We start from the raw sequence: 19588 nt of genomic DNA, 5'->3' as shown, positions 1-19588 counted from the left end.
CCAAGGGGACGTAGATAGGGTCTTGGACCCGGTGTCTCAGGTGGAGTCGATTGTTCCACGCTTCGCTTCGCCTGAGCGCACCATCGAGCGAACCGCCCTGGAGCGCCGCGGCGGATTGAGACGGATTCGCTTCTACCTTGACCTTGCCCTCACGGATGTGCTTCTAACCCCACGTATGACCTGCCAGACGCGGTGTACTACAGGCACACTGGACGGAGATCCGATGAACGCGGAGCTGCCGACGTTCACGTTCAACGCCGCCGCGACTCATCAGAAGTTCCAGGACCTCGCATGGGGGTCGCTTCTCCCTTCCTTCTCAGGAGCACCTCGAGAATCTCGCCGACGGCGACTTCGTCCAGCCCTTCCCGGCGGAGCGGCTGGTTCGGATGTAGCTCGTAGAAATTGCGACTGCCTACTCGGCGGCGGGTCAGGTATCCGCCTTCGACCAGTTCCGCCACGATGCGGTGTGCCGCCCGCTCCTGGACGCCTATGCTTTCGGCGATCTCCCGGATCCGGATCCCGGGGTGGCGCGCAACGCAGTAGAGCGCATGTAGGTGATTTGTCAGAAAGCCCCACTCAGCCATGACGATGAGTCTACTGTCACCGAAGACATGTTTATCTTGCCATGTCGTTTACGACAGGATACCGTTGCCAATGTCGGCGCAGACGTTCGCAACGCAGTCACGCTGACAGAAGTCGCGGACCTGGCCGGGATGAGAGGCCCCGCCCGCCGCTGTGACGCCACCCCCACACATCTGCGAGGGCCGGCCTTCACGGCCTAGTGGAGGGACTTCTTATGGAGCAACTGTCTGCATACGCGCTTGTCTTGGAGGGTGAGCAATCCCGGCGGCTGAGCCGCTGGCTATGGCTCGTCAAATGGCTGCTTATCATTCCGCACGTCATTGTGTTGTTCTTCTTGTGGATTGCCTTCCTGGTGCTGTCGGTGGTGGCGTTCTTCGCGATTCTGATCACCGGCCGCTATCCGCGGGCAATTTTTGACTTCAACGTCGGCGTGCTGCGGTGGACGTGGCGGGTCAGCTACTACTCGTACAGCGCCCTGGGCACCGACCGCTATCCGCCGTTCCGGTTAGCCGATGATCCGAATTACCCGGCACGACTATTCATCGAGTACCCGCGGTCGCTCTCACGCGGACTCGTGTTGGTGAAGTGGTGGTTGCTCGCGCTGCCGCAATACTTGATCATCGGCGTGTTCACCGGCGCCGCCTTCGCGGGCTATAGCCAGATACGCGATGGCAACGCTTGGGCCTACAGCAGTGGCCTGATCGGCCTGCTGGTCTGCATCGCCGGCTTCGTCTTGCTGTTCTCTGGCCGTTACCCCCGTGGCGTGTTCGACCTCATCATGGGCATGAACCGTTGGGTCTACCGAGTCAGCGCCTACGCCTCCCTGATGACTGACCAATACCCACCACTGCGCATGGACATGGGCGGCAGCGAACCCCCGCTCAGCGCAGAGGTCTCCAGGACGATCGGGCCGGACCCGCTGCCGGCGACTTAAGGACGCCCAAACCATGCGGAAGCGGTGGCCATCAACGAAGCCCAGAGCGAAAGGCTCCACGACCGCTTCGCTCTGAACGATAGGGGTCCGCCACCCGTCAAGTTCCCTCTCCCCGTGGGCCCGCCGCCCGCATCACGATTCATCACAACCAGTGCCAACGCACCATCAAAGGAGCACGCAATGGCCGCCAACACCGATATCGCCCCGCCCGTGAGAGCTCCCATGCCGGGACATCGAATGCGCCCGACGAGGCGGATCTCCCTGACGGTCGGCATCCTGTACCTGCTCACGTTCGTCTCCATCCCCACCCTCGCGCTGTACAAGCCCATCAAGGACAACGTCGGCACCTTCATCCTGGGCGCCGGAAGCACAACCGCCCTACAGTGGGGCGTGCTGTCCGAGGTCATTGTCGGCTTGGCCGGCATCGCAACCGCCGTAGTGCTGTACCCGTTGACTAAACGAATCAGCCAAACCGCGGCCCTGGGGTTGGTGGCCGCCCGGCTCCTGGAAACCTGCCTCATCTTCGTCAGCGTCGTCAGCCTGCTCACGATCATGACACTGCGAAATGACGTGGCCGGCACCGCCGGGACGAACCCGGCGCTGGTCACAACCGGCCACAGCTTGCTCGCAATCTACAACTGGACGTTCCTGCTCTCCCAAAGCCTGATGCCCGTCGCAGTCGACCTGCTCCTGGGCTACATGATGTACCGGTCCGCCCTCATTCCCCGCATCTTCCCGATCGTCGCATTCATCGGCGCACCGCTGCTCCTGGCCTCCGACATCGCGGTCTTCTTCGGCGCCTACTCCCAGGTGTCCACGATCGCCGTTCTCGCCGCACTGCCCATCGCCGTGTTCGAACTGGCCTTCGGCATCTGGCTGATCATCAAGGGTTTCAAGACAACGCCGCTGACCGCCGACTACGACGGCAACAGCAAGATCAGGATGCCCGAGAGCTGAATGCTCCGGCGGAGTCCCCCATGAAAGCGGCCCGGATCATCCACGAGGATCCCCGTAGCCGGTCAGGCATGGAATGGAGTTCATCATGAGTACCGGCCGGACCACGCCCGCCCCGGAGCGCGAAGATCAAGGCCCTCCACCACGGACCGGTCGCGGTCCGAGGGGCCACTTTGGTTGGGTCGTGCTGGTCTCGCTGGTCGCGGGATTTGTCTGCGCACTTCTGCTCTCAGCGGCCCCCTTCGTCCCGGCGACCGAGAACGGCGTGACTGGCGCAGTCCTCTTCGGATTCGGGCTGGGCTGGGCGACGTTGGCCATGCTCTCGGTGTGGTTCACCGACCGACCCCAGAGATGGGCCGCCGTACCGGCCTTTTTCATGGGGGTGGGCGGCTTGCTTCTGTTCGTGCTCGGCTCGTCAGTGCGCGGCGTGATCGACTGGGTGTGGCCTCCGGCCTTGCTGGCGTTGGCGGTGTGGATGATTTTTTGCATTCATCGACAACTTCCGAGTCGCGCTGGACGCTGGCTGCTCTACCCGGTAGTCGGGTTCTTGGCTCTTGCGTCCGTCGGTGGCGGATACGCGATCGTCGGGGCAGCAGCGGATGCGTCGGCCTACCCGATGCCGGGTCGGTTGATCGACGTAGGCGGTCACCGGTTGCATCTGAATTGCACGGGCTCCGGCAGCCCCACTGTCGTTCTGCAACCGGGCGCCGGCGAGATGTCATCGAATCTTGGATGGATCGCGTCGGCCGTAGCCACTGCCACCCGGGTCTGCGTCTACGACCGCGCAGGTCGCGGATGGAGCGACTCCGCCGACACCCCCCAGGACGGTACGCAAATAGCGACCGACCTTCACACGTTGCTTCACAACGGACATATCCCAGGACCATATGTGCTGGCGGGCCATTCCTTCGGCGGGCTCTATGTGCAATCTTTCGCAGCCCTTTACCCCGAGGAGGTCGCCGGGATGGTCCTGGTGGACTCCACCGATACTGCGTTGGCGGTGAAATCGGCGCCGGCGTTGCCCGGCAAGGTGGACTCATACGACGTCATGGGCCGTGCCGCCGCGTTGGCCTCGATTACAGCTCGACTGGGTCTGACCCGCTTGTACGCCCCGCTCGAAGGCGGCAATCTCCCGCCGCGGTCCCGAGACGAGGTACGTGCCAACATTGCGACCGCGAGCAGTCTCCGCAGCACGATCGACGAGTACCTCCAGTCGGACACCTCAATGCGGCAAGCTGCAGCTCTGCGTGACTTCGCCGACAAGCCTCTGATCGTCCTCACGGCCGGCATCGGAAGTGGCGCCACCCACTTAGCGGAGCAGAACCACCTGGCCACCTTGTCAACCAACAGCCTGCACCGCATCACCGACGGGGCAGACCACGAAGGGATGGTCGCCACCCAAAAAGGTGCCGCCGCCACCACACAAGCGATCCTCGACGTACTGGGAGCCGCGAGCTCCCATACGCTCCTCCGCTGACGGCCGCGCCGTCCAGCCCACCCGGGAACTCCAGCGCAGAGGTCCACAATCCGTTGAGTGAGCGGTAGGTCTAGTTGCGTGATGCGCGCGGACTCGTTTGGTTTCAGTCCTTCATCCGGTCGCGTAGGTACTGGTGTACAGACGCCACTGCGGCGGATCCCTCGCCGACGCCACTGGCAACCCGCTTAATGGATCCGAACCGTACATCACCAACCGCGAAAAGACCGAGGAGATTCGTCTCGAAAGGAAGCGGTGGGCGATTCGCCGGCCAATATTCCGCGGGCACATCTGATCCGGTCCGGACGAAGCCGCGGTTATCTCGACTGATGTCCACCAGCCAGTCTGTATGGGGTTCGGCTCCGATCAGGACGAACGCTGCGCTCACCGTAAGCACTCTGCGCCTCCCCGAGTCGGTATCTTCAATCTCCAAGGCGTTCAAGCGGGCATCGCCGGCGCCGTTGATGATACGCGCGCAGAGCATCACCCGAATCTTCGGTGTGGCCTCGATTTGGTCAATGAGATAGCGGGACATTCCCGTTGTTAGCGAATGGCCGCGCACGACCATGGTGACTTCGCTGGCGAACTTGGCGAGATGCAGCGCTGCCTGCCCGGCGGAGTTAGCGCCACCGATGACGGCAACGGGTTCACCCGACAGCGCTGGTGCCTCGACCCCCGCGGCACCATAAAACACGCCGACCCCTGTCAACCGGTCGATGCCTTGGATGCCCAGTCGGCGGTACGTAACCCCAGTGGCGAGGATGACGGCATCCGCTCGGATTTGTTCGTCGTCGGTCAGTGTGAGGTTCAAACTGTGGCCGTCAGACGTCACTGCCACCGCCTCGTGAGTGAATACGAACTCTGCGCCGAGCAGGACGGCCTGCTCCCAAGCCCTGTGAGCGAGTTCGCCGCCGGCGATGCCGCGCGGAAACCCGAGGTAGTTGCGAACCATTGAGGTGGTGCCGGCTTGGCCGCCGATGGCTTGGCTCTCGATGATCACGGTTTGGAGGCCTTCGGACGCGCCGATTACTGCCGCGGCCAGGCCGGCCGGTCCCGCGCCAACGATGGCGAGATCATACTTTTCTCGCAAAGCATGGATGGAGATGCCGTGTGCGGCCGCGATCTGAGCGGAAGACGGGTCGTGCAGAACGGAACCGTCGTGGCGAATGAGCGCGGGAAGTTGTCGGCCATCCACGCCGTGGTCGAGCGCCAGGCGCTGACCCTCTTCGGAATCTATGGAAAAGAAGCGGAACGGGATCCCGTTCCTAGTGAGAATGTCGCGAATCTCGTGGGAGTGCGGGTCCCATTGATGACCCAACACGCGGTAGACGAGGTGTTGAGGCCGGTTAGCCAGTGTCCAGGCCGTAAGTACCTCTTGCATTTGGGGATACAACCACTCTTCGGGAGTGTCCCATCCCTTCACCAGTGCTAGGTCGATTTGACCCAGGGCGGTAGCACGGTGAATCCGATGCAGCTGGGTAAGTGGAATATTCGTGTGGTACTCGTCCATCGCGATCATGAGGATTCGAGTTGCTTGACCAGCAAGCGCGTGGGCGCTCGCCAGGAAACTCACGCCGTCCACGTCAGGGAGTCCGATGTCCGCTGCGATAGTGGCGATGTCGTACCCGAGTTCGATGAAGTGACGGATGCTGTCCAGGCCCTCAGCGCCCGAACCCACGGCTTCGATCTCGTAGTCCGCTCCGAATCGTCGTGTCAGCGCCGTCGATGCGGCATCGCGCGACGAGTCCTCTGCGTCCGCAATCAGGATCACTGGCGAGTAGGGCATGGTTCCGGAGCCTCCCTCAGTCTGCCCATTCGCGTGCACAACTCCCTAGGACAATCGCGGAGCCAAACCCCAAAGTTGCGCTGGGCTGCTGATCTGCTCGGGTCCGCCCGCTTCCAACGAGGCGTTCGCCGCGGAAGGCGTCGGGCCTTACGCTTCACCAAAAACTGTCCTCCGGCTTGTGAGGATGTGTCAAGTCACCAGCCCGCCATTGCATTCGGGACCACGTAGTTGCTTTTCCTAATTGCTGGCGACGTCGTAATTCAGCAATAGGGCGCCGGTGTCCATTTGTCGGGTGTCGATCAGGCGAAGGCTTTCCCCCGGTCCTCCGTTGTGGAAGATCGAGCGGCCGCCGCCGGCGAAGCGCGGCATGATGAGCAGGCGGTAGTGGTCCACCAAGCGTGTGCCAATGAGGGCGGATATCAGAGAGATGCCGCCGACAGCGACGATCTCGCCTTCGTGCTGCTGTTTGATGCGGGTCACCGCCTCGTCCAGCGGGCCGGATTCGACCGTGGCGTTCCAGCCGGGTGCCTTCAGGGTGTTGGAGACGACGACTTTCGGGAGGCGGTTCATGGTGCGTGCGAAAGCTCGATACTCGTCGCCGTTCTGTTCGGTGTCGGCAGTCGGCCAATAGGACGCGTTGAACTTGAATGCGGTGCGTCCGTAGAGCAGGAGCTGACCGTCGTGGGCGTTCGCGCCCGACCAGTACTGCTGCATGTCGTCGGACCAGTCCGGCGAGATCAGATCGCCGTCGCTTGTCTCGGTGTATCCGTCGAGGGTCATGAACATGGCCACGGTGAGTGTTCCCATTGCGGTTCTCCTTCTATCGGTGGTGCCGTTATCGGGTGGTAGATGAGGTGCGTCGGACGAGGACGAGGGCAACCGGCAGCGTCAGCGCGAGGGCAAGGAATGCGGCCGTAGAGCCGATGAGCGCGGCGAGCGTGCCGATTGCGAGCGCGCCCACCGCCATGCCGCCGTCGTAGCCGGCGTTCCAGAGGGCGCTCACCGTGCCGAACAAGCTCTCATCCGCCCGCTCGTACATCGCCGAGATGGTGCTGTTCTGCAGGGCCCCGAAGCCGAGTCCGAAGACCGCTGCGCCCGCGATCAGGAGCGGAACGCTCGCCGTGGCTGCCATTGCTGCCATTCCCGCGGCGGAGAGGGCGATGCCCGGGATGAATAGCCGGTTGTGACCGAGGCGGTCTCCGAAGCGGCCGGCGAGCCAGCGTCCCGCGGAAGCGGCGGCGGGCTGCACGAGGAGCAGGATCGGCGCGAGGGTCGAGGCGGCACCCGTCAGGGCGCCCGGAACGCAGGTGACGACGACCCCGGCGACGGCCGCCGAGGCGGCGAAGACGAGAGCAGGACGCAGCAGCTCGGGCGACCGCAGGCCGGCGATGATCCCGGACGACGAGCGGACGCTGGATGAGGACGTGACCGCGGCGCTTGCCTGCCTGGAGCCGAGAAGTGGCAGCGCGTGGACCGATGCGAGCGCGAGTAGAGGGACCGCTCCCGCGATCACGAAGACCACCTGGGCCCCGGAGGCCTGGCTGAGCCAAACGCCGAGCGGGAGAGCGAACAGAGAGGGGATGGCGCTGACCAGGCCGGCGATTGCGAGTCCCTCGCCACGCCGTTCGCTCGGGACGAGCGCCGCGGTCACGGCTCCGCCGGCCACGATCGCGAGGGCGAAGCCCAGCCCGCGGAGGACAGCGGTCGCGGCCAGCATCGGCAACGACACGGAGAACAGCAGGAGGAAAGTCGGGGCGCCGAGCAGCGCCAACCCGGCTGCGAGGACGAACCGTGCGCCGAGGCGCTTCATGAGCCACGGCGAGAGCAGCTCGCCGACGACGGTCGCCGCCAGCAGCGCACCGTTCGCCAGACCACCGGCGAGCCCCGGGTTGCCGGCGCCGGGAGTCGCCGTGGCGTCCGCAAGCAGCGGAACGGCCGCGAGCGGAAGGAAAAAGCCTACCGAGCACGCCATGATCGAGACGAAGCGCAGCAAGAGAGCGGGGGTCACCAGCCGTGCGCGGGGCGGAAGGGCGGTTGTGCTGAACGTCATCGCTGTCATAGGGCCGAACCTAGATTGCGTGGTGGCATGCCGGTAAGATCCATTCGCATGGTCGTGGAGTGGTCCAATTCAAGTCCGGATCTACTGGTCCATCTGGACAGGGACCCTGGAGTTCCGCTGCGCACTCAGCTGCAGGCGCAACTCCGCGCCGCAATCCAGGAGGGACGGCTCGCGGCGGGGGAGCGGCTTCCGTCGTCGCGGGACTTCGCCCGCAGTCTGGGGGTGGCCCGCGGAACCGTGCAGGACTGCTACGAGCAGCTCGGCTCCGAGGGCTACCTGGTCGCCCAGACCGGGTCGGCCACCCGCGTCGCGAAGGTGCGCGTCGACAACGCTGACGATGCCGCGGTCCAACCGGGCGGACCTGGCGCTCAGCCACCGCGTCCGCTCATCGCCGACTTCGCCTCTGGAGTGCCAGATCTGGGCAGCATCCCGCGCGACGACTGGATGTGGGGCCTCCGCGAGGCGACGAGAACCGCCCCGAACGCAGCCTTCGACTACGGCGACCCCCGCGGTGAGCCCGCTCTCCGCGCAGTGATCGCCGGGTACTGCCGCCGCGTGCGGGGGATGAACGCACGGGCGTCGCAGATCGTGGTCTGCGGCGGCTTCGCACAGGGCATCGCGCTGACCTTCCGCGCGCTCGCAGAGCGCGGGCACCTGTCCATGGCGGTCGAGGACCCCGGCTCGATCGGCACGATCACCCGGGCGGCCGAGGCGGTCGGCGCCTCGGCCGTCCCCGTGCACGTCGACGACCTCGGGATCGACGTGGAAGCCCTCGACGCCAGCGGCGCCCGAGTCGTCGTGCTCACTCCCGCCCACCAGTGGCCGACTGGCGTCGTGCTCGCCCCCGATCGGCGACGGCAGCTACTCGCATGGGCGGAACGTCGGAACGGCGTCATCGTCGAGGACGACTACGACGCGGAGTTCCGCTACGACCGAGAACCGGTGGGCTCGATGCAGGGCCTCGCTCCGGACCGCGTGGTCACCCTCGGCACGGTCAGCAAGTCGCTCGCACCCGCCCTCCGGTTGGGGTGGGCGGTCACCCCGGCGTGGCTCGCCGACGAGGTGGCAGCAGCGAAGGAGGCCGCTGACCGTGGAGCGCCGACACTCGACCAGCTCGCACTCGCCCGCCTCATCGAATCCGGACGCTACGACCGTCACCTGCGGCGCATGCGCGCCCTCTACGCCGCGCGCCGCGACGCGCTCGCCTCCGCGCTACGCGCAAACGCGCCTCGCGTGCGGCTCACGGGCCTCGCGGCAGGCTTCCACGCAGTGGCTCACCTGCCCCCCGGCGCCAGCGAGCGGTGGGTCGTGGAAACCGGTCGTGAGCGTGGCGTCGGCCTGTACGGGATGAGTACCTACCGCTCGAGCAAGAGCCCAGAGCCGCCCCGCCTCGTGTTCGGCTTCGGAAACACGTCGGTGGAAGCGATCCACGCGGGAATCAGCGCAATCGGTGACCTGCTGCGATGAGGAAACCGTTGTGCGTTTCTCAGTGAGTTCTGGGCCATAGCTCCCTGCCGATAACGATCGTTTGCGAGCAGTCCCAAGGATGTGGAGGGACGCGCCCGGAACTTCGCGAATACGTGTTGCTCAAAACCCTTGCCGAAGCCCCCAATTGTTCAAAACGCTTACTAAAGGTTTTTGAGCAGCTCGTAGAACGGAGAGGTCGAGAGAGGCGGCGATGAGCGGCAAGACCGCCAGCACGATTTCCGCTGCCGAGCGCGTGCTTCGCCGCGGGTGGTGGCTGACGCCGCGCACAGCTCGGACATGGAGAGCCTGACAGCCTCGGCCGAGTACCGCGCGGACGCTACCGCGTTCGTCGAGGGGCAGTTCGACGCCGACGAGTTGGGGCGCCGCACCCGCACCCGCGCCCGCTACGGCCTTAGCTGAGGTCGTCGACGAGAGAGCGAGCCGACGACGACCGTGGCGGTCGGATGCGCGCGAGATCGCCTCGGCGCACCGAGCGGATCCTGATCGAGAGCCTTGAATGGTGCTCAGCGATTCACGACCCCGCACTTAGCCTGCACATTGAGGCAGATCCAGGTCGATCCAAATCAAGTCGTTGCAGTCGAAAGCCGCGGAAAATCAAGTCAAACGCACCCAAGGGGACCCAACAATATCTATCGGAACCTAATCGTGGTGTCGCGGGTTCGAGTCCCGCTCCCGCTACAAGCGTTGGAAACACTGGGAACGGCGGCCTTCAACGGGCCGCCGTTTCGTCGTTAAGTGAGCCATTTGGACAAAATTTGGACACACTCCAAATCAGTGGGGCCGGCCGAGTTCTTCTGCGTACACGTCCTGCAGGTCCTCGTAGGCGACAGCCGGATCCTGGTCGATCATCGCGGCGATCGAGTACGACGTGGGCGCACTGACCGTCGCGTCCAGGATCAGGTCCGCGACCGGCGACTCGAGGTCGCGTCCACGGCGCTCGCCGGTGAGGGGATCGATCCCGTCGATCCACTTCTTGAGCTCAGAGCGTGTGAGCGGGTCGTCACGGATCGCACCGTCTCAACGACGTACCGGGTCATCAACGCGTCCGCATACCCCGCCGCGGCGATCACACCTTCAGCGGTCTTCGCGGTGCGCGTGGCATCGCACACGCCAGCGAAGGCGTACTGCACCGTCTGTCTCACGCCCTGTGAAGTCTGCCTGCGCTTCCATCGCTGAAGCCCTCCCCTCGTACCAACACATTGTGTTTAAGGGAAACCCCGGCCCAGGTGGGCGCAATGGTGCGAACCGTCATCCCGCTGAGGTGCCGATAGTGGCGACTTCGAGTTCTTTTGCTCGACGGCTAGGCTCCGGTGCGGCCTCGGTCGAATCGCGGATCACCATTCCGACTGGCACGACTACGTGGCGCGAGCGTGTTTCGGGCTGCTCGATCGCCTCGATGATGAGGTCGACCGCTGCGCGAGCCATCTCTGGAAGGGGAGAGCGGACGGTTGTGAGCGGTGGGGTGAGGTGGTGGGCAGCGGGGATGTCGTCGTAGCCCACGACGGATAGATCGCCCGGAATGCGGATTCGCATTGAGGCGGCCGACACGATGAGGCCCACCGCGATGATGTCACTCGCGACGAACACAGCCGTCGGTCTGCGTTCCGACGCCATGATCTGCGCGAGCACTGTCGCGCCGTATTCTTCGGTGAACGAACCGGTTCCGCGGAATTGCTGGTCGGGGTCGATGTTGTTCTGCCGGAGCACATCCCTATAAGCCCGCAGCCGGTCTTGTGTTGTGCGCATGTTCGATCCGGCGACGAAGCCGATCTCTCTGTGGCCCTGTGCCACCAGGTAGGAAACGGCCTGGAATGCACCGGAGTAGTCGTCCTGGAAGACCGTGTGTGTCTCCAGGGCCGACTCCTGCGGCTCGTCGACGACGACGACCGGGAACTTCGCTCGGATCGCTTCGTCGAGCGCCTCATTGTGGAATGTCGTTCCGAGGTAGAGAAGGCCGTCGAGGCTGAGGCGTTGGGTGAGCTCCACGTACTGGCGCTCATTGCCCGGAAGATTCGTCGCCGAGAAGATCACGGTGGACAGCGACTGCTGGTCTGCCGCAGCGATGATTTCCTCCGCCAGGATCGCGAAGTACGGGTTCGTCAACTCGGGGACGATGATGCCCACGATCGAGCGCCGCTTCGGTTTCGGCCGCTTCGCGCGAGGACGATGGACGTACCCCGTGGACTCGAGGGCGGCATCCACCCGGGCCTTGGTCTCGCCTTTCAGGACCAGAGTGCCGTTGAGATACCGCGAGACGGTGGATGGCGCAACCGCCGCCCTCTTTGCTACCTGCTGGATGCTCACAGACCTGGCCTTCCGTACTCGTCGCGCAGTGCGCACAGTAAGGCTATACCGCTTGGTGTTGCGCACGCAACAAGCAATCAAGATGCGCAATTGTGTTGACACGATGATCTCGTTGTGTCAATCTGGCCGCATGGTGAACTTCTCCTCAAACGACGCGCCGGACGCGAATGCCATGACGGCTGAGCGGCGTTCCCTGAGTTCGCACTATCTGCGTCAACTGCCGAAGGCCGAGGTCCACTGTCACCTGGAGGGGTGCGTGCCGCCGAGGACCGCCGCCGTTCTTGCCGAGCGCCATGGTGTGACCCTGCCGGCCGGCGCTCTCGTCGGTGACGGCCGCTACCACTTCCTGAACTTCGACGAGGGCCTCGAAATCTACGTCGCCGTCTCCAACTCGATGCAGACCGCAGACGACTTCGAAGCGGTGACCTACGAGAGCCTGATGATCGGGGCGGAGGGCGGGCTCCGCTACCGGGAGATCGCTTTCAACCCGCAGAACCACCCCGAGCTGACCTATCACGAGATGATCAGCGGGATCCTCTCCGGTGCACGCGCGGCGGAGGTGGATGCCGGTGTGGTCTCCCGAATCGTGGTCGCGATCAACCGAGAACTTGGGGGTGAAGCGGCCCTGGCTCTGGTCCAGGATGTGCTTTCGCACCCGCACGAGGAAGTTGTCGCCATCGGCCTGGATTCCAACGAGCTCGCTGGTCGACCTTCGGAGTTCATCGACGCATACGACCTCGCACGTGAAGCAGGACTCAAACTCACCGCGCACGCAGGAGAGCATGGCGATCCGACCGAGATGGTCGAGTGCCTCGACCTTCTCCGCGTCGACCGCATCGATCACGGATACGCCGCGTTGCTCGATTCCGCCCTGCTGTCACGCACCGTCGCCTCACAGATCCCCTACTCGGCGTGCTGGTTCATCGACGAACCGGCCCTCGAAGTGGAGGGTCGGCGACGCGATGTCGCCGCCATGGCCGCTGCGGGTCTGAACATGTCCCTCAACTCCGACGATCCCGCGTTGATCGGACCGGAGCTGCATGAAGACTTCATCGATGCGGCGATGCATCTCGACTGGACAGTCGAGGACGCCGAGAAGTACGTGCTTGCGGGCTTGGACGCCTGCTTTGCGGACGACGCCACCGTCGCACGCCTCCGCGCCGAGTTCACTGCCGAGCTCGAGCGCCTCCGACCGGTCGCCTACGGCACCGACGAACAGTAAGGACGAAGACATGACCAATCAGTCACACGCCTCGTGGTTCACGAAGCAGCGCCGGGGGCTCCTCAGCGTCGGGCTCACGGCGGCCCTCGCCATCGTCCTTTCCGCGTGCTCCGGCGCGTCGGCGGGCTCCAGCTCGGATGATGCGTCAGCTGGAAAGCTGGGACAACTCGACTACGCCTTCTCATGGTTGAACGACGTGACCCAGGCGGGGCCATACATCGCGGACACGGAGGGCTTTTACAAGAAGGCCGGCTTCTCCTCCGTCAAGTTCATTCCCGGTGGCCCGCAAGCGGTCTCCGTACTGACACAGCTGGCGAACGGGACGGCCCAGTTCGGTGTCTCCTCGCCGACCGAGATCGTGGGAGCCAACGCGAACGGCGCTTCGTTCAGGGTCATCGGAGCGATGTACCAGAAGGATCCCCGCGCCATCGTCTCGCTGGCGGGTAAGCCGATAAAGACCCCCGCCGACCTCAAAGGCAAGACCATCGCGGTCTCCGACGCTGACAAACCGTTCATGAAGGCTTTCCTGGAGCTCAACGGCCTGAAGATCAGCGATCTCACGATCGTGCCCTTCCAGTACGACCCGGCTCCGCTCGTCGCCGGGCAGGTGGACGGGATCCTGGACTACTCGACGAACTCGCCGCTCAGCCTCAAGCAAACCGGTCAGAACCCGGTGGTGATGATGTTCTCGGACTTCCACTGGGCGACCATCACTCAAACCTACGTCGCCTCCACCGACGAAATCTCCAAGAACCGGGTACAGCTCAAGGCGGCACTGCTCGCCGACATCATGGGCTGGCGCGCGGACATCGCCGACCCGAAGAAGGGGGCGAGCCTGACCGTCGACAAGTACGGCAAGTCACTGAAGCTGTCCCTCGACAATCAGATGGCCGCCAACGACGCCAGGATCGACTTCATGAAGACTCCTGACACGGAGAAGAACGGGATTCTCACGGTCACCCCTGAACTGCAGAAGGACACAGTGAAGACCCTCGCCCTCACAGGTGTGAAGACAACCCCTTCCGATTTGTTCGACCTGTCCCTGCTGAACGAGGTCTACAAGGAGCACCCGGAGCTGAAGAAGCTGCAGTGATCTTGCCACCGGCGCCACCCATCCACCCATGAGAGCGAAGGAGCTCCCGATGCCTACGCAGATCGACCATCCCCCCGCCGCGACGCCCGCCGGCATTCAGCTCGACGACGTCACGAAGACCTTCGTGACCCGGCGGCAGCGGATGGACGCCCTGGGCGGCGTCAGCCTCACCGTGGAGCGAAACCAGTTCGTGAGCCTGATCGGTCGCTCGGGCTGCGGGAAGTCGACGGTGCTGCGCCTTCTCGCCGACCTCGACACCCCGACCGCCGGCCGTGTGTCCGTCAACGGTCAGAGCCCGTCGGTAGCTCGCAAGAGTGGGCGGTTGGGCGTCGCGTTCCAGGACTCGGCGCTTCTGCCGTGGCGCAGCGTCAGCGACAACATCCGTCTGCCTCTCGAGGTGGCCGACAGGCGGCCCGACCGGTCGACGATTCAAGACATCGTCGACCTGGTCGGGCTCCGGGGGTTCGAGAAGTCGCGGCCCAACCAGCTCTCCGGTGGGATGCGCCAGCGCGTATCGATCGCCCGCGCACTGGCCTTCGAGCCGGAAGTCCTGCTCCTCGACGAGCCGTTCGGCGCACTCGACGACATGACACGGCAGCGCCTCAACGTGGAACTGCAGCGGATCTGGACGGAACGACCCGCCACGACACTCCTGGTCACCCACGGTGTCTCCGAGGCGATCTTCCTCTCCGATGTCGTCGTCGTCATGACACCGCGACCCGGTCGCATCCTGCGAACCGTCCCGATCGACCTCCCCCGACCGCGCGTACCCGAAATGATGCGCACCCCCGAATTCCATCGCCTGGTCGACGAAATCGGCCAGCTGCTCTTCGAGGACACCGCAGCCACTCCCACCGAGCCCGTCGCCCAGCGGAGCGCCTGAGATGACCACGATGGAAACCAGTCGCGGACGTCAGCTCGTCCCGTCTGGAGCGCCTCACGGTTCGCGCCCCTCGCGCGCCCCTCGCCACACACGGCAGGTACCCGGCATCGTCTGGACCGTGAGCGGGTTCGCGCTCGCCCTCGCCGCATGGTGGATCGTCGCCCTCTCCGGGATCCTCCCGGCCGCATCGGTCCCGAGCCCGGTGAGCGTGGCCGAGGACCTGGTCGGGAACTTCTCCTACTACCTCTCCAATGCCATCCCGACATTGATCACGGCGCTCGAAGGCTTCGCCGTCGCCGTCGTCGTGAGCTTCGTCTTCGGGGCGGTGGGATCGCTGACCGGGGTACTCGAACGTTCGGTGTCGCGTGTCGGCCTGGCGATCTACTGCCTGCCGCTCCCCGCGCTCCTTCCGCTGATCTCCAGCCTTCAAGGCCCGGGGCAGCCCACGAGGGTCACGATGGCGTTCCTGTTCTCGTTCTTTCCGATGCTCATCGGGACCCTCGCCGGACTCCGCGCCACTCCCGCGGACACCGCCGCCATCGTCTACTGCGCGGGTGGCGGCCGACTGAAGGTGCTCCTGAAGGTCGGGCTTCGCTCAGCGCTGCCGTACATCATCGGCGGCATGCGCATCGCGGGCCCGGGGGCTCTTCTCGGAGCGCTCCTCGCCGAGTTCAGCGGTGCCGACAACGGCCTGGGCGTCGCCCTCGTCGTCAGCCAGCAGAAGCTGCAGACCGCGCAGACCTGGGGTATCGCCATCGTCGCCACCATCATCGGAGGCCTGCTGTATGCGCTGATCACAGCGGTCGGCCGCTGGCTGCGAGCGGACCCTGTCGAAGCGCAGATATCGATCGGATCCGCCCCCGGAGCGAGCCCCGTGCGACGCACGCTCGAGTTCCTCACGCCCGCCTTCGCCGTGATCGTGATCTGGTTGGCGCTGATCTGGTTCGGCGGGGCCAGCCCGCTGGTGTTCAAGTCACCGCTGGACGTGCTGAATTACCTGGTCAGCAACCCTGCTGCGGGCGAACACCGGGATGCGTTGCTCTCGGACTGGCTGACCACCATGCGCGACACCGGCATGATCTTTGTCGTCGGCATGGCAGCCGCTCTCGTCGCGGGGTGTCTGCTGGTGAGCTTCCCCGTGCTCCTGCGCTTGGGGCTGCCGCTTCTGATCGCGTCGCAGTGCGTTCCGCAGATCGCGTTCATCCCATTGCTGGTCGCGATCTGTGGGCGCGGCCCGGCCTTCATCATCGTGGCGGGCCTGCTGGTCGTCTTCTTCCCGGCGATGATCGTGATCGTTACGGCACTGGAAGAGCGATCACGCTCGACTCTCGACGTGGTGAGCGTCTTCAGCGGGGGGCGCTGGTCCATCCTGCGCTACGTGAGGCTTCCGGGTGCAGTTCCCGGCATCCTGAACGCCGCGCGGATCAGCATCCCTCTCGCGCTCTTCGGGGCACTGGTCGCCGAATGGCTGGTCACCGGCACGGGGATCTCGGAGGCCATGACCACCGCCACCACCACCTTCGACTACGCCCGGCTCTGGGCCGATGTCGTGGCCGTGACCGTCACCGTCACCGTGCTGTACGAAGTGGTCGCCGTGCTGCACAAGCGCGCCGCCCGACGCTTTTCCAGTTGATCTCGCGCGGGCCGATCGGCGCCGCTCATCCATCCACCGACACGGGCTCGGCAACGTCATCGCGCCCGCAAGCAAGGAGAGAACATCATGGTCCGCTTCATCGGCCCCGACAACGACGCCTACGTCGCGAGCGTCGCCCGGCACATCGACGAGTTCGAGGAGCTCACCGGCCAGAGCGCGACCCTCGAGATCATCGCCGAGACCGACTACGTCACCAACTCGCTCGACGCCCTGCGCTCGCGGCTCCGCGGCGAGAACGCTCCGGACGTCTACCTCTCAGGGCCCGTCTCGATGTGGAAGCTCGCCGGCGAAGAACTGGTCGAGCCGCTGGACGAGTACATCGATAACGCCTCCGATGGCTACGACCCCGGTGACTTCCTGCCGCAGCTGCTCGACGTGAACCGCTGGTCCGGCCGGCGAGCCGATGCGCTGGGCGCCGGGCCGCTGCTCGAGATCCCGATCAACTGGGAGACCTACAACCTCGCCTATCTGCCCGAGCTCCTGGAGCAAGCCGGCCTCAGCGAGCCGCCGGCGACCTGGGAGGACTACTTCGCAGCTGCGGCCCGGATCGCCGAGAGCGTACCCGGAGTCCGGGGCTTCGCCCAGCGAGGAACGGACATGTGGCACACCATGTACACCGGCTTCGCGACCCAGTTCTGGTCGTACGGTGCCACCGACTTCGACGCCGACGGACGCAGCGCCGTCGCGAGCCCGGCGGCGTTGCGGGCCACCGGCGACTTCCTCGACGCGGTGCGTCGATCCGGACCGACGGCCTGGCCGGACGGACACTGGCTGGATGTGGCCCGCGACTTCGCCGCCGGTCGATACGGCCTCATCGTCGACTCCGACCACTACGTCGCCTTCTTCGAGGGTCCCGGGTCGGCAGTTCGTGGACGCGTCGCCTACACCGCACCTCCGACCGGCCCGGGCGGCCTGCGCGAGGCCAACATGTGGACCTGGTCGCTGGTCATGAACACAGCATCCGGCGACAAGCAGGCGGCCTGGCGCTTCATCGAGTGGGCGAGCTCATCGGACTTCCTCACCCGCGCCGCACTGGAGGGCAACATGAACCCGACGCGTCAGAGCACGTGGGACAACGATGCCTTCCAGGCCGCCGCATCCGGATGGAACGGCTTCGCGGAGAACAGTCTCCAGCTCCTGCAGACGACCGCCCGTGTGCTCCCAACGCCGATGCCCGAATATCTGGATGTCGCCGCGCTCTGGTCCCAGGCGCTCGTCGACGGCTACCGCGACCCGGTGGCGCTGGAACAGATCCTCATCGAGACGGCGGGGTCGATCGACCTGCTGCCGAGTAGAGACGTGGCACGTTCACTATGAGAATCGGGGTGATCGGAGCCGGCCGCCACGCAAACAACGCGCTGTACCCGGCCATCGTCGAGTCCGGCCTCGAACTGGCCGCCGTCTGCGCGCGCACTCCCGAGCACGCACGGTCGACCGCCCAGCGCTGGGGAGCGGCCCGTCACTACACGTCGATCGACGACATGCTCGCCCGCGAGGACCTTGACGGCGTCGTCATCGCCGTACCGGCCGCGGAATACCGGCCGCTCGTCGCCCGTTGCGTCCAGGCCGCGGTGCCGGTCTTCTGCGAGAAGCCCGGGGGACAGTCCGCCGAGGAACTCAGTGAGTTGGCCGGCCTGGCGGCGGCAGCGGAGTGCGAGGTCGTCGTGGGCTACATGAAGCGATTCGCTCCGGCCTATCGCAGAGCCGTCGGACTGATCCGTTCGCCGGGATTCGGTACGCCGAGCTTGGCGCATTTCTCCTTCACCATGGGCCGCATCGACGAGTACCTCGCCGACCCACGCCACTATCTCATCGACAACCCCGTGCACATGATCGACCTCGCGCGATACCTGGTGGGGGAACTGCGAGACATCTCCGCCGTCGTCAACACGATTCCGGATGTCGGCATCAGCGTGAGCCTGGTGGCGCGGGCCGAGGGTGGCGCCGTCTGCTCCTTCGACTTCTGCACCACAGCCTCCTTTGCGCACCGCGGGGAGTCCGCGGAGGTGTACGGGCACGGATCCGCGGTGCATGTCGACAACGTCGACACCTGCATCCATCGCCCGGTGGATGGGCCCGCCCAGGTCTGGCGCCCCAACTACACACTTCCGATACCTGAAAACTCCGGGCTGACGACGATGGGTTTCATTCCTGCCCTGCACCACTTCCGCGACGTGGTGGCGGGAGTCGCTGTCAACGAATCCGACCTGGAAAGCGCGGCACGGACGTTGCAGACCACCGAGCGGCTCTGGCAGCAGGTGAGTGCCGCGATCTCGTGCGGAGAGGCGGAGTCACGATGACGATCGACGTCGCCCTCGCGATCCTCGGCTGGGCCGGAAGCGTGCTCCTGGTGGTGTCGCTCCTGCAATCCAGGATGCTCACGCTGAGGATCCTAAACCTTATCGCCGCGGTCCTGCTGACCGCCTATACCGCCGCACTCGCCGTCTGGCCGTCGGTGGCGATGAATGCCGCAGTCGCCCTCATCAATACCTACTACATCGCCGCTCCGCGACTACGACGAATCCGCCCCGTCGTCCCCGGGTCCGCGATGAAAGGAGATGTGAAGGAAATTGGAACCCGAGATCCCGTTCACCCCGCCAACTGAACTTCTCCTCGAAGAGGACGCTCTGATTCTGGAACGAGTCGACGAAGTCACGTGCTACTCGCTCGGACGCTACATCGTCGAGCTCGGGCTAGAAGAGCAACAGCCGCTCACCGTATCCGTACGGTTGGGCGATCGCGAAGTGTTTCATGCGGGGCTGCCCGGTTCCACCGCGGTCAATGACGTCGTCGTCACGGCGAAATGGAACACCGCTAAAAGAGGCGGGCACTCGAGCTTGTTCGAGCGGAACGTGTGGCTCGCGCGCGGCACCACCTTCGAGGAAGCGACAGGGCTGACGTTCCCCGCCTACGCAGCGTTCGGCGGTGCGGTCCCGGTTTGGCAACAAGGGCAGGACCACGTACAGGCGTTCGTGACGGTCTCCGGCCTCTCACAAGAGGAGGATCACGCGCTGGCCGTCAAGGCCATCCGATCCGGAGGCGCGAAGCGTCGTGAAAGAGATGACGAATGACATTTATTGATGGCATCCGTTTCGCCCTGCACCAAGGCGAACTATCCGGGCCGGGATTCGATCCGCGCCCCATAACTACTAGGA

Annotated in this window: 19 protein-coding genes; 14 read left to right on the top strand and 5 right to left on the bottom strand. The window is 65.0% G+C overall.

The window, feature by feature from the left end; translation table 11 throughout:
* Positions 1–251: 251 nt before the first annotated feature.
* Positions 252–584, bottom strand: a complete 333-nt coding sequence (locus AB4079_RS02280) for a helix-turn-helix transcriptional regulator (protein WP_441785655.1) — start codon at positions 582–584, stop codon at positions 252–254.
* A gap of 212 nt (positions 585–796) precedes the next feature.
* Here AB4079_RS02280 and AB4079_RS02275 point away from each other — a divergent pair, with 212 nt between their 5' ends.
* The 3 genes from AB4079_RS02275 (at position 797) to AB4079_RS02265 (ending at position 3947) form a co-directional block, all read left to right on the top strand.
* Positions 797–1516, top strand: coding sequence for a DUF4389 domain-containing protein (locus tag AB4079_RS02275; RefSeq protein ID WP_441785654.1), 720 nt, complete (start codon positions 797–799; stop codon positions 1514–1516).
* Positions 1517–1696: 180 nt separating this feature from the next.
* Positions 1697–2473 (top strand): DUF4386 domain-containing protein, encoded by a 777-nt coding sequence (locus AB4079_RS02270; RefSeq protein WP_441785653.1) that lies wholly within the window; start codon positions 1697–1699, stop codon positions 2471–2473.
* 181 nt (positions 2474–2654) lie between these two features.
* Positions 2655–3947 carry an alpha/beta fold hydrolase gene (locus AB4079_RS02265; protein WP_441785652.1) on the top strand — a complete coding sequence of 431 codons (1293 nt, stop codon included), beginning with the start codon at positions 2655–2657 and terminating at the stop codon, positions 3945–3947.
* 103 nt (positions 3948–4050) lie between these two features.
* On the opposite strand, the gene AB4079_RS02260 is transcribed toward AB4079_RS02265, so the two are convergent.
* The 3 genes from AB4079_RS02260 to AB4079_RS02250 all read right to left on the bottom strand — a co-directional run bounded on the left by AB4079_RS02260 (position 4051) and on the right by AB4079_RS02250 (position 7789).
* Positions 4051–5730 carry an FAD-dependent oxidoreductase gene (locus AB4079_RS02260; RefSeq protein WP_441785651.1) on the bottom strand — a complete coding sequence of 560 codons (1680 nt, stop codon included), beginning with the start codon at positions 5728–5730 and terminating at the stop codon, positions 4051–4053.
* Between the two features lie 237 nt (positions 5731–5967).
* Positions 5968–6537 carry a dihydrofolate reductase family protein gene (locus AB4079_RS02255; protein ID WP_441785650.1) on the bottom strand — a complete coding sequence of 190 codons (570 nt, stop codon included), beginning with the start codon at positions 6535–6537 and terminating at the stop codon, positions 5968–5970.
* Positions 6538–6565: 28 nt separating this feature from the next.
* Positions 6566–7789, bottom strand: coding sequence for an MFS transporter (locus AB4079_RS02250; protein WP_441785649.1), 1224 nt, complete (start codon positions 7787–7789; stop codon positions 6566–6568).
* A 27-nt stretch (positions 7790–7816) separates the two neighbouring features.
* Between AB4079_RS02250 and pdxR the strand changes: the two genes are divergently transcribed.
* The 3 genes from pdxR to AB4079_RS02235 all read left to right on the top strand — a co-directional run bounded on the left by pdxR (position 7817) and on the right by AB4079_RS02235 (position 10453).
* Positions 7817–9256, top strand: a complete 1440-nt coding sequence (gene pdxR / locus AB4079_RS02245) for a MocR-like pyridoxine biosynthesis transcription factor PdxR (protein ID WP_441785648.1) — start codon at positions 7817–7819, stop codon at positions 9254–9256.
* Positions 9257–9523: 267 nt separating this feature from the next.
* Positions 9524–9676: an antitoxin VbhA family protein gene (locus AB4079_RS02240; RefSeq protein ID WP_441785647.1), complete on the top strand. Its 153-nt coding sequence runs from the start codon at positions 9524–9526 to the stop codon at positions 9674–9676.
* Positions 9677–10012: 336 nt separating this feature from the next.
* Entirely contained in the window at positions 10013–10453 is a 441-nt protein-coding gene (locus AB4079_RS02235; RefSeq protein ID WP_441785646.1) for a hypothetical protein, read from the top strand.
* A gap of 72 nt (positions 10454–10525) precedes the next feature.
* On the opposite strand, the gene AB4079_RS02230 is transcribed toward AB4079_RS02235, so the two are convergent.
* Positions 10526–11581, bottom strand: a complete 1056-nt coding sequence (locus AB4079_RS02230) for a LacI family DNA-binding transcriptional regulator (RefSeq protein WP_441785645.1) — start codon at positions 11579–11581, stop codon at positions 10526–10528.
* Between AB4079_RS02230 and add the strand changes: the two genes are divergently transcribed.
* The 8 genes from add to AB4079_RS02190 all read left to right on the top strand — a co-directional run bounded on the left by add (position 11535) and on the right by AB4079_RS02190 (position 19504).
* Positions 11535–12803 carry an adenosine deaminase gene (add, locus tag AB4079_RS02225; protein ID WP_441785644.1) on the top strand — a complete coding sequence of 423 codons (1269 nt, stop codon included), beginning with the start codon at positions 11535–11537 and terminating at the stop codon, positions 12801–12803. The two genes, AB4079_RS02230 and add, sit on opposite strands and share 47 nt — an antisense overlap.
* A gap of 10 nt (positions 12804–12813) precedes the next feature.
* Positions 12814–13896, top strand: a complete 1083-nt coding sequence (locus tag AB4079_RS02220) for an ABC transporter substrate-binding protein (protein ID WP_441785643.1) — start codon at positions 12814–12816, stop codon at positions 13894–13896.
* Positions 13897–13945: 49 nt separating this feature from the next.
* A complete protein-coding gene (locus tag AB4079_RS02215) occupies positions 13946–14779 on the top strand; it encodes an ABC transporter ATP-binding protein (protein ID WP_441785642.1) in 834 nt (277 codons plus the stop codon).
* A 118-nt stretch (positions 14780–14897) separates the two neighbouring features.
* Complete coding sequence (locus AB4079_RS02210) at positions 14898–16412, top strand: ABC transporter permease (protein WP_441785641.1); 1515 nt, start codon at positions 14898–14900, stop codon at positions 16410–16412.
* Between the two features lie 87 nt (positions 16413–16499).
* On the top strand, positions 16500–17750 hold the full coding sequence (locus AB4079_RS02205) for an ABC transporter substrate-binding protein (protein ID WP_441785640.1): 1251 nt from the start codon (positions 16500–16502) through the stop codon (positions 17748–17750).
* A gap of 8 nt (positions 17751–17758) precedes the next feature.
* The gene (locus AB4079_RS02200) at positions 17759–18733 is read left to right on the top strand and encodes a Gfo/Idh/MocA family oxidoreductase (RefSeq protein WP_441785639.1); all 975 of its coding nucleotides are present in this window, start codon (positions 17759–17761) and stop codon (positions 18731–18733) included.
* On the top strand, positions 18730–19038 hold the full coding sequence (locus AB4079_RS02195; protein WP_441785638.1) for a hypothetical protein: 309 nt from the start codon (positions 18730–18732) through the stop codon (positions 19036–19038). The genes AB4079_RS02200 and AB4079_RS02195 overlap by 4 nt, the downstream gene beginning before the upstream one ends.
* Complete coding sequence (locus tag AB4079_RS02190; RefSeq protein ID WP_441785637.1) at positions 19004–19504, top strand: heme-binding protein; 501 nt, start codon at positions 19004–19006, stop codon at positions 19502–19504. Before AB4079_RS02195 ends, AB4079_RS02190 begins: the two co-directional genes overlap by 35 nt.
* Positions 19505–19588 lie beyond the last annotated feature (84 nt).

It is taken from the genome of Leifsonia sp. 2MCAF36 (genome assembly GCF_052115525.1).
Taxonomy (GTDB): Bacteria; Actinomycetota; Actinomycetes; order Actinomycetales; family Microbacteriaceae; genus Leifsonia.
This window is presented reverse-complemented; position numbering and strand designations above follow the sequence as displayed.

Excerpts from the sequence above, each read along its gene's own strand:
- AB4079_RS02280 (WP_441785655.1), bottom strand. The coding sequence starts at position 584 with ATGGCTGAGTGGGGCTTTCTGACAAATCACCTACATGCGCTCTACTGC.
- AB4079_RS02275 (WP_441785654.1), top strand. The coding sequence starts at position 797 with ATGGAGCAACTGTCTGCATACGCGCTTGTCTTGGAGGGTGAGCAATCC.
- AB4079_RS02270 (WP_441785653.1), top strand. The coding sequence starts at position 1,697 with ATGGCCGCCAACACCGATATCGCCCCGCCCGTGAGAGCTCCCATGCCG.
- AB4079_RS02260 (WP_441785651.1), bottom strand. The coding sequence starts at position 5,730 with ATGCCCTACTCGCCAGTGATCCTGATTGCGGACGCAGAGGACTCGTCG.
- AB4079_RS02255 (WP_441785650.1), bottom strand. The coding sequence starts at position 6,537 with ATGGGAACACTCACCGTGGCCATGTTCATGACCCTCGACGGATACACC.
- AB4079_RS02250 (WP_441785649.1), bottom strand. The coding sequence starts at position 7,789 with ATGACAGCGATGACGTTCAGCACAACCGCCCTTCCGCCCCGCGCACGG.
- pdxR (WP_441785648.1), top strand. The coding sequence starts at position 7,817 with ATGCCGGTAAGATCCATTCGCATGGTCGTGGAGTGGTCCAATTCAAGT.
- AB4079_RS02220 (WP_441785643.1), top strand. The coding sequence starts at position 12,814 with ATGACCAATCAGTCACACGCCTCGTGGTTCACGAAGCAGCGCCGGGGG.
- AB4079_RS02215 (WP_441785642.1), top strand. The coding sequence starts at position 13,946 with ATGCCTACGCAGATCGACCATCCCCCCGCCGCGACGCCCGCCGGCATT.
- AB4079_RS02205 (WP_441785640.1), top strand. The coding sequence starts at position 16,500 with ATGGTCCGCTTCATCGGCCCCGACAACGACGCCTACGTCGCGAGCGTC.
- AB4079_RS02195 (WP_441785638.1), top strand. The coding sequence starts at position 18,730 with ATGACGATCGACGTCGCCCTCGCGATCCTCGGCTGGGCCGGAAGCGTG.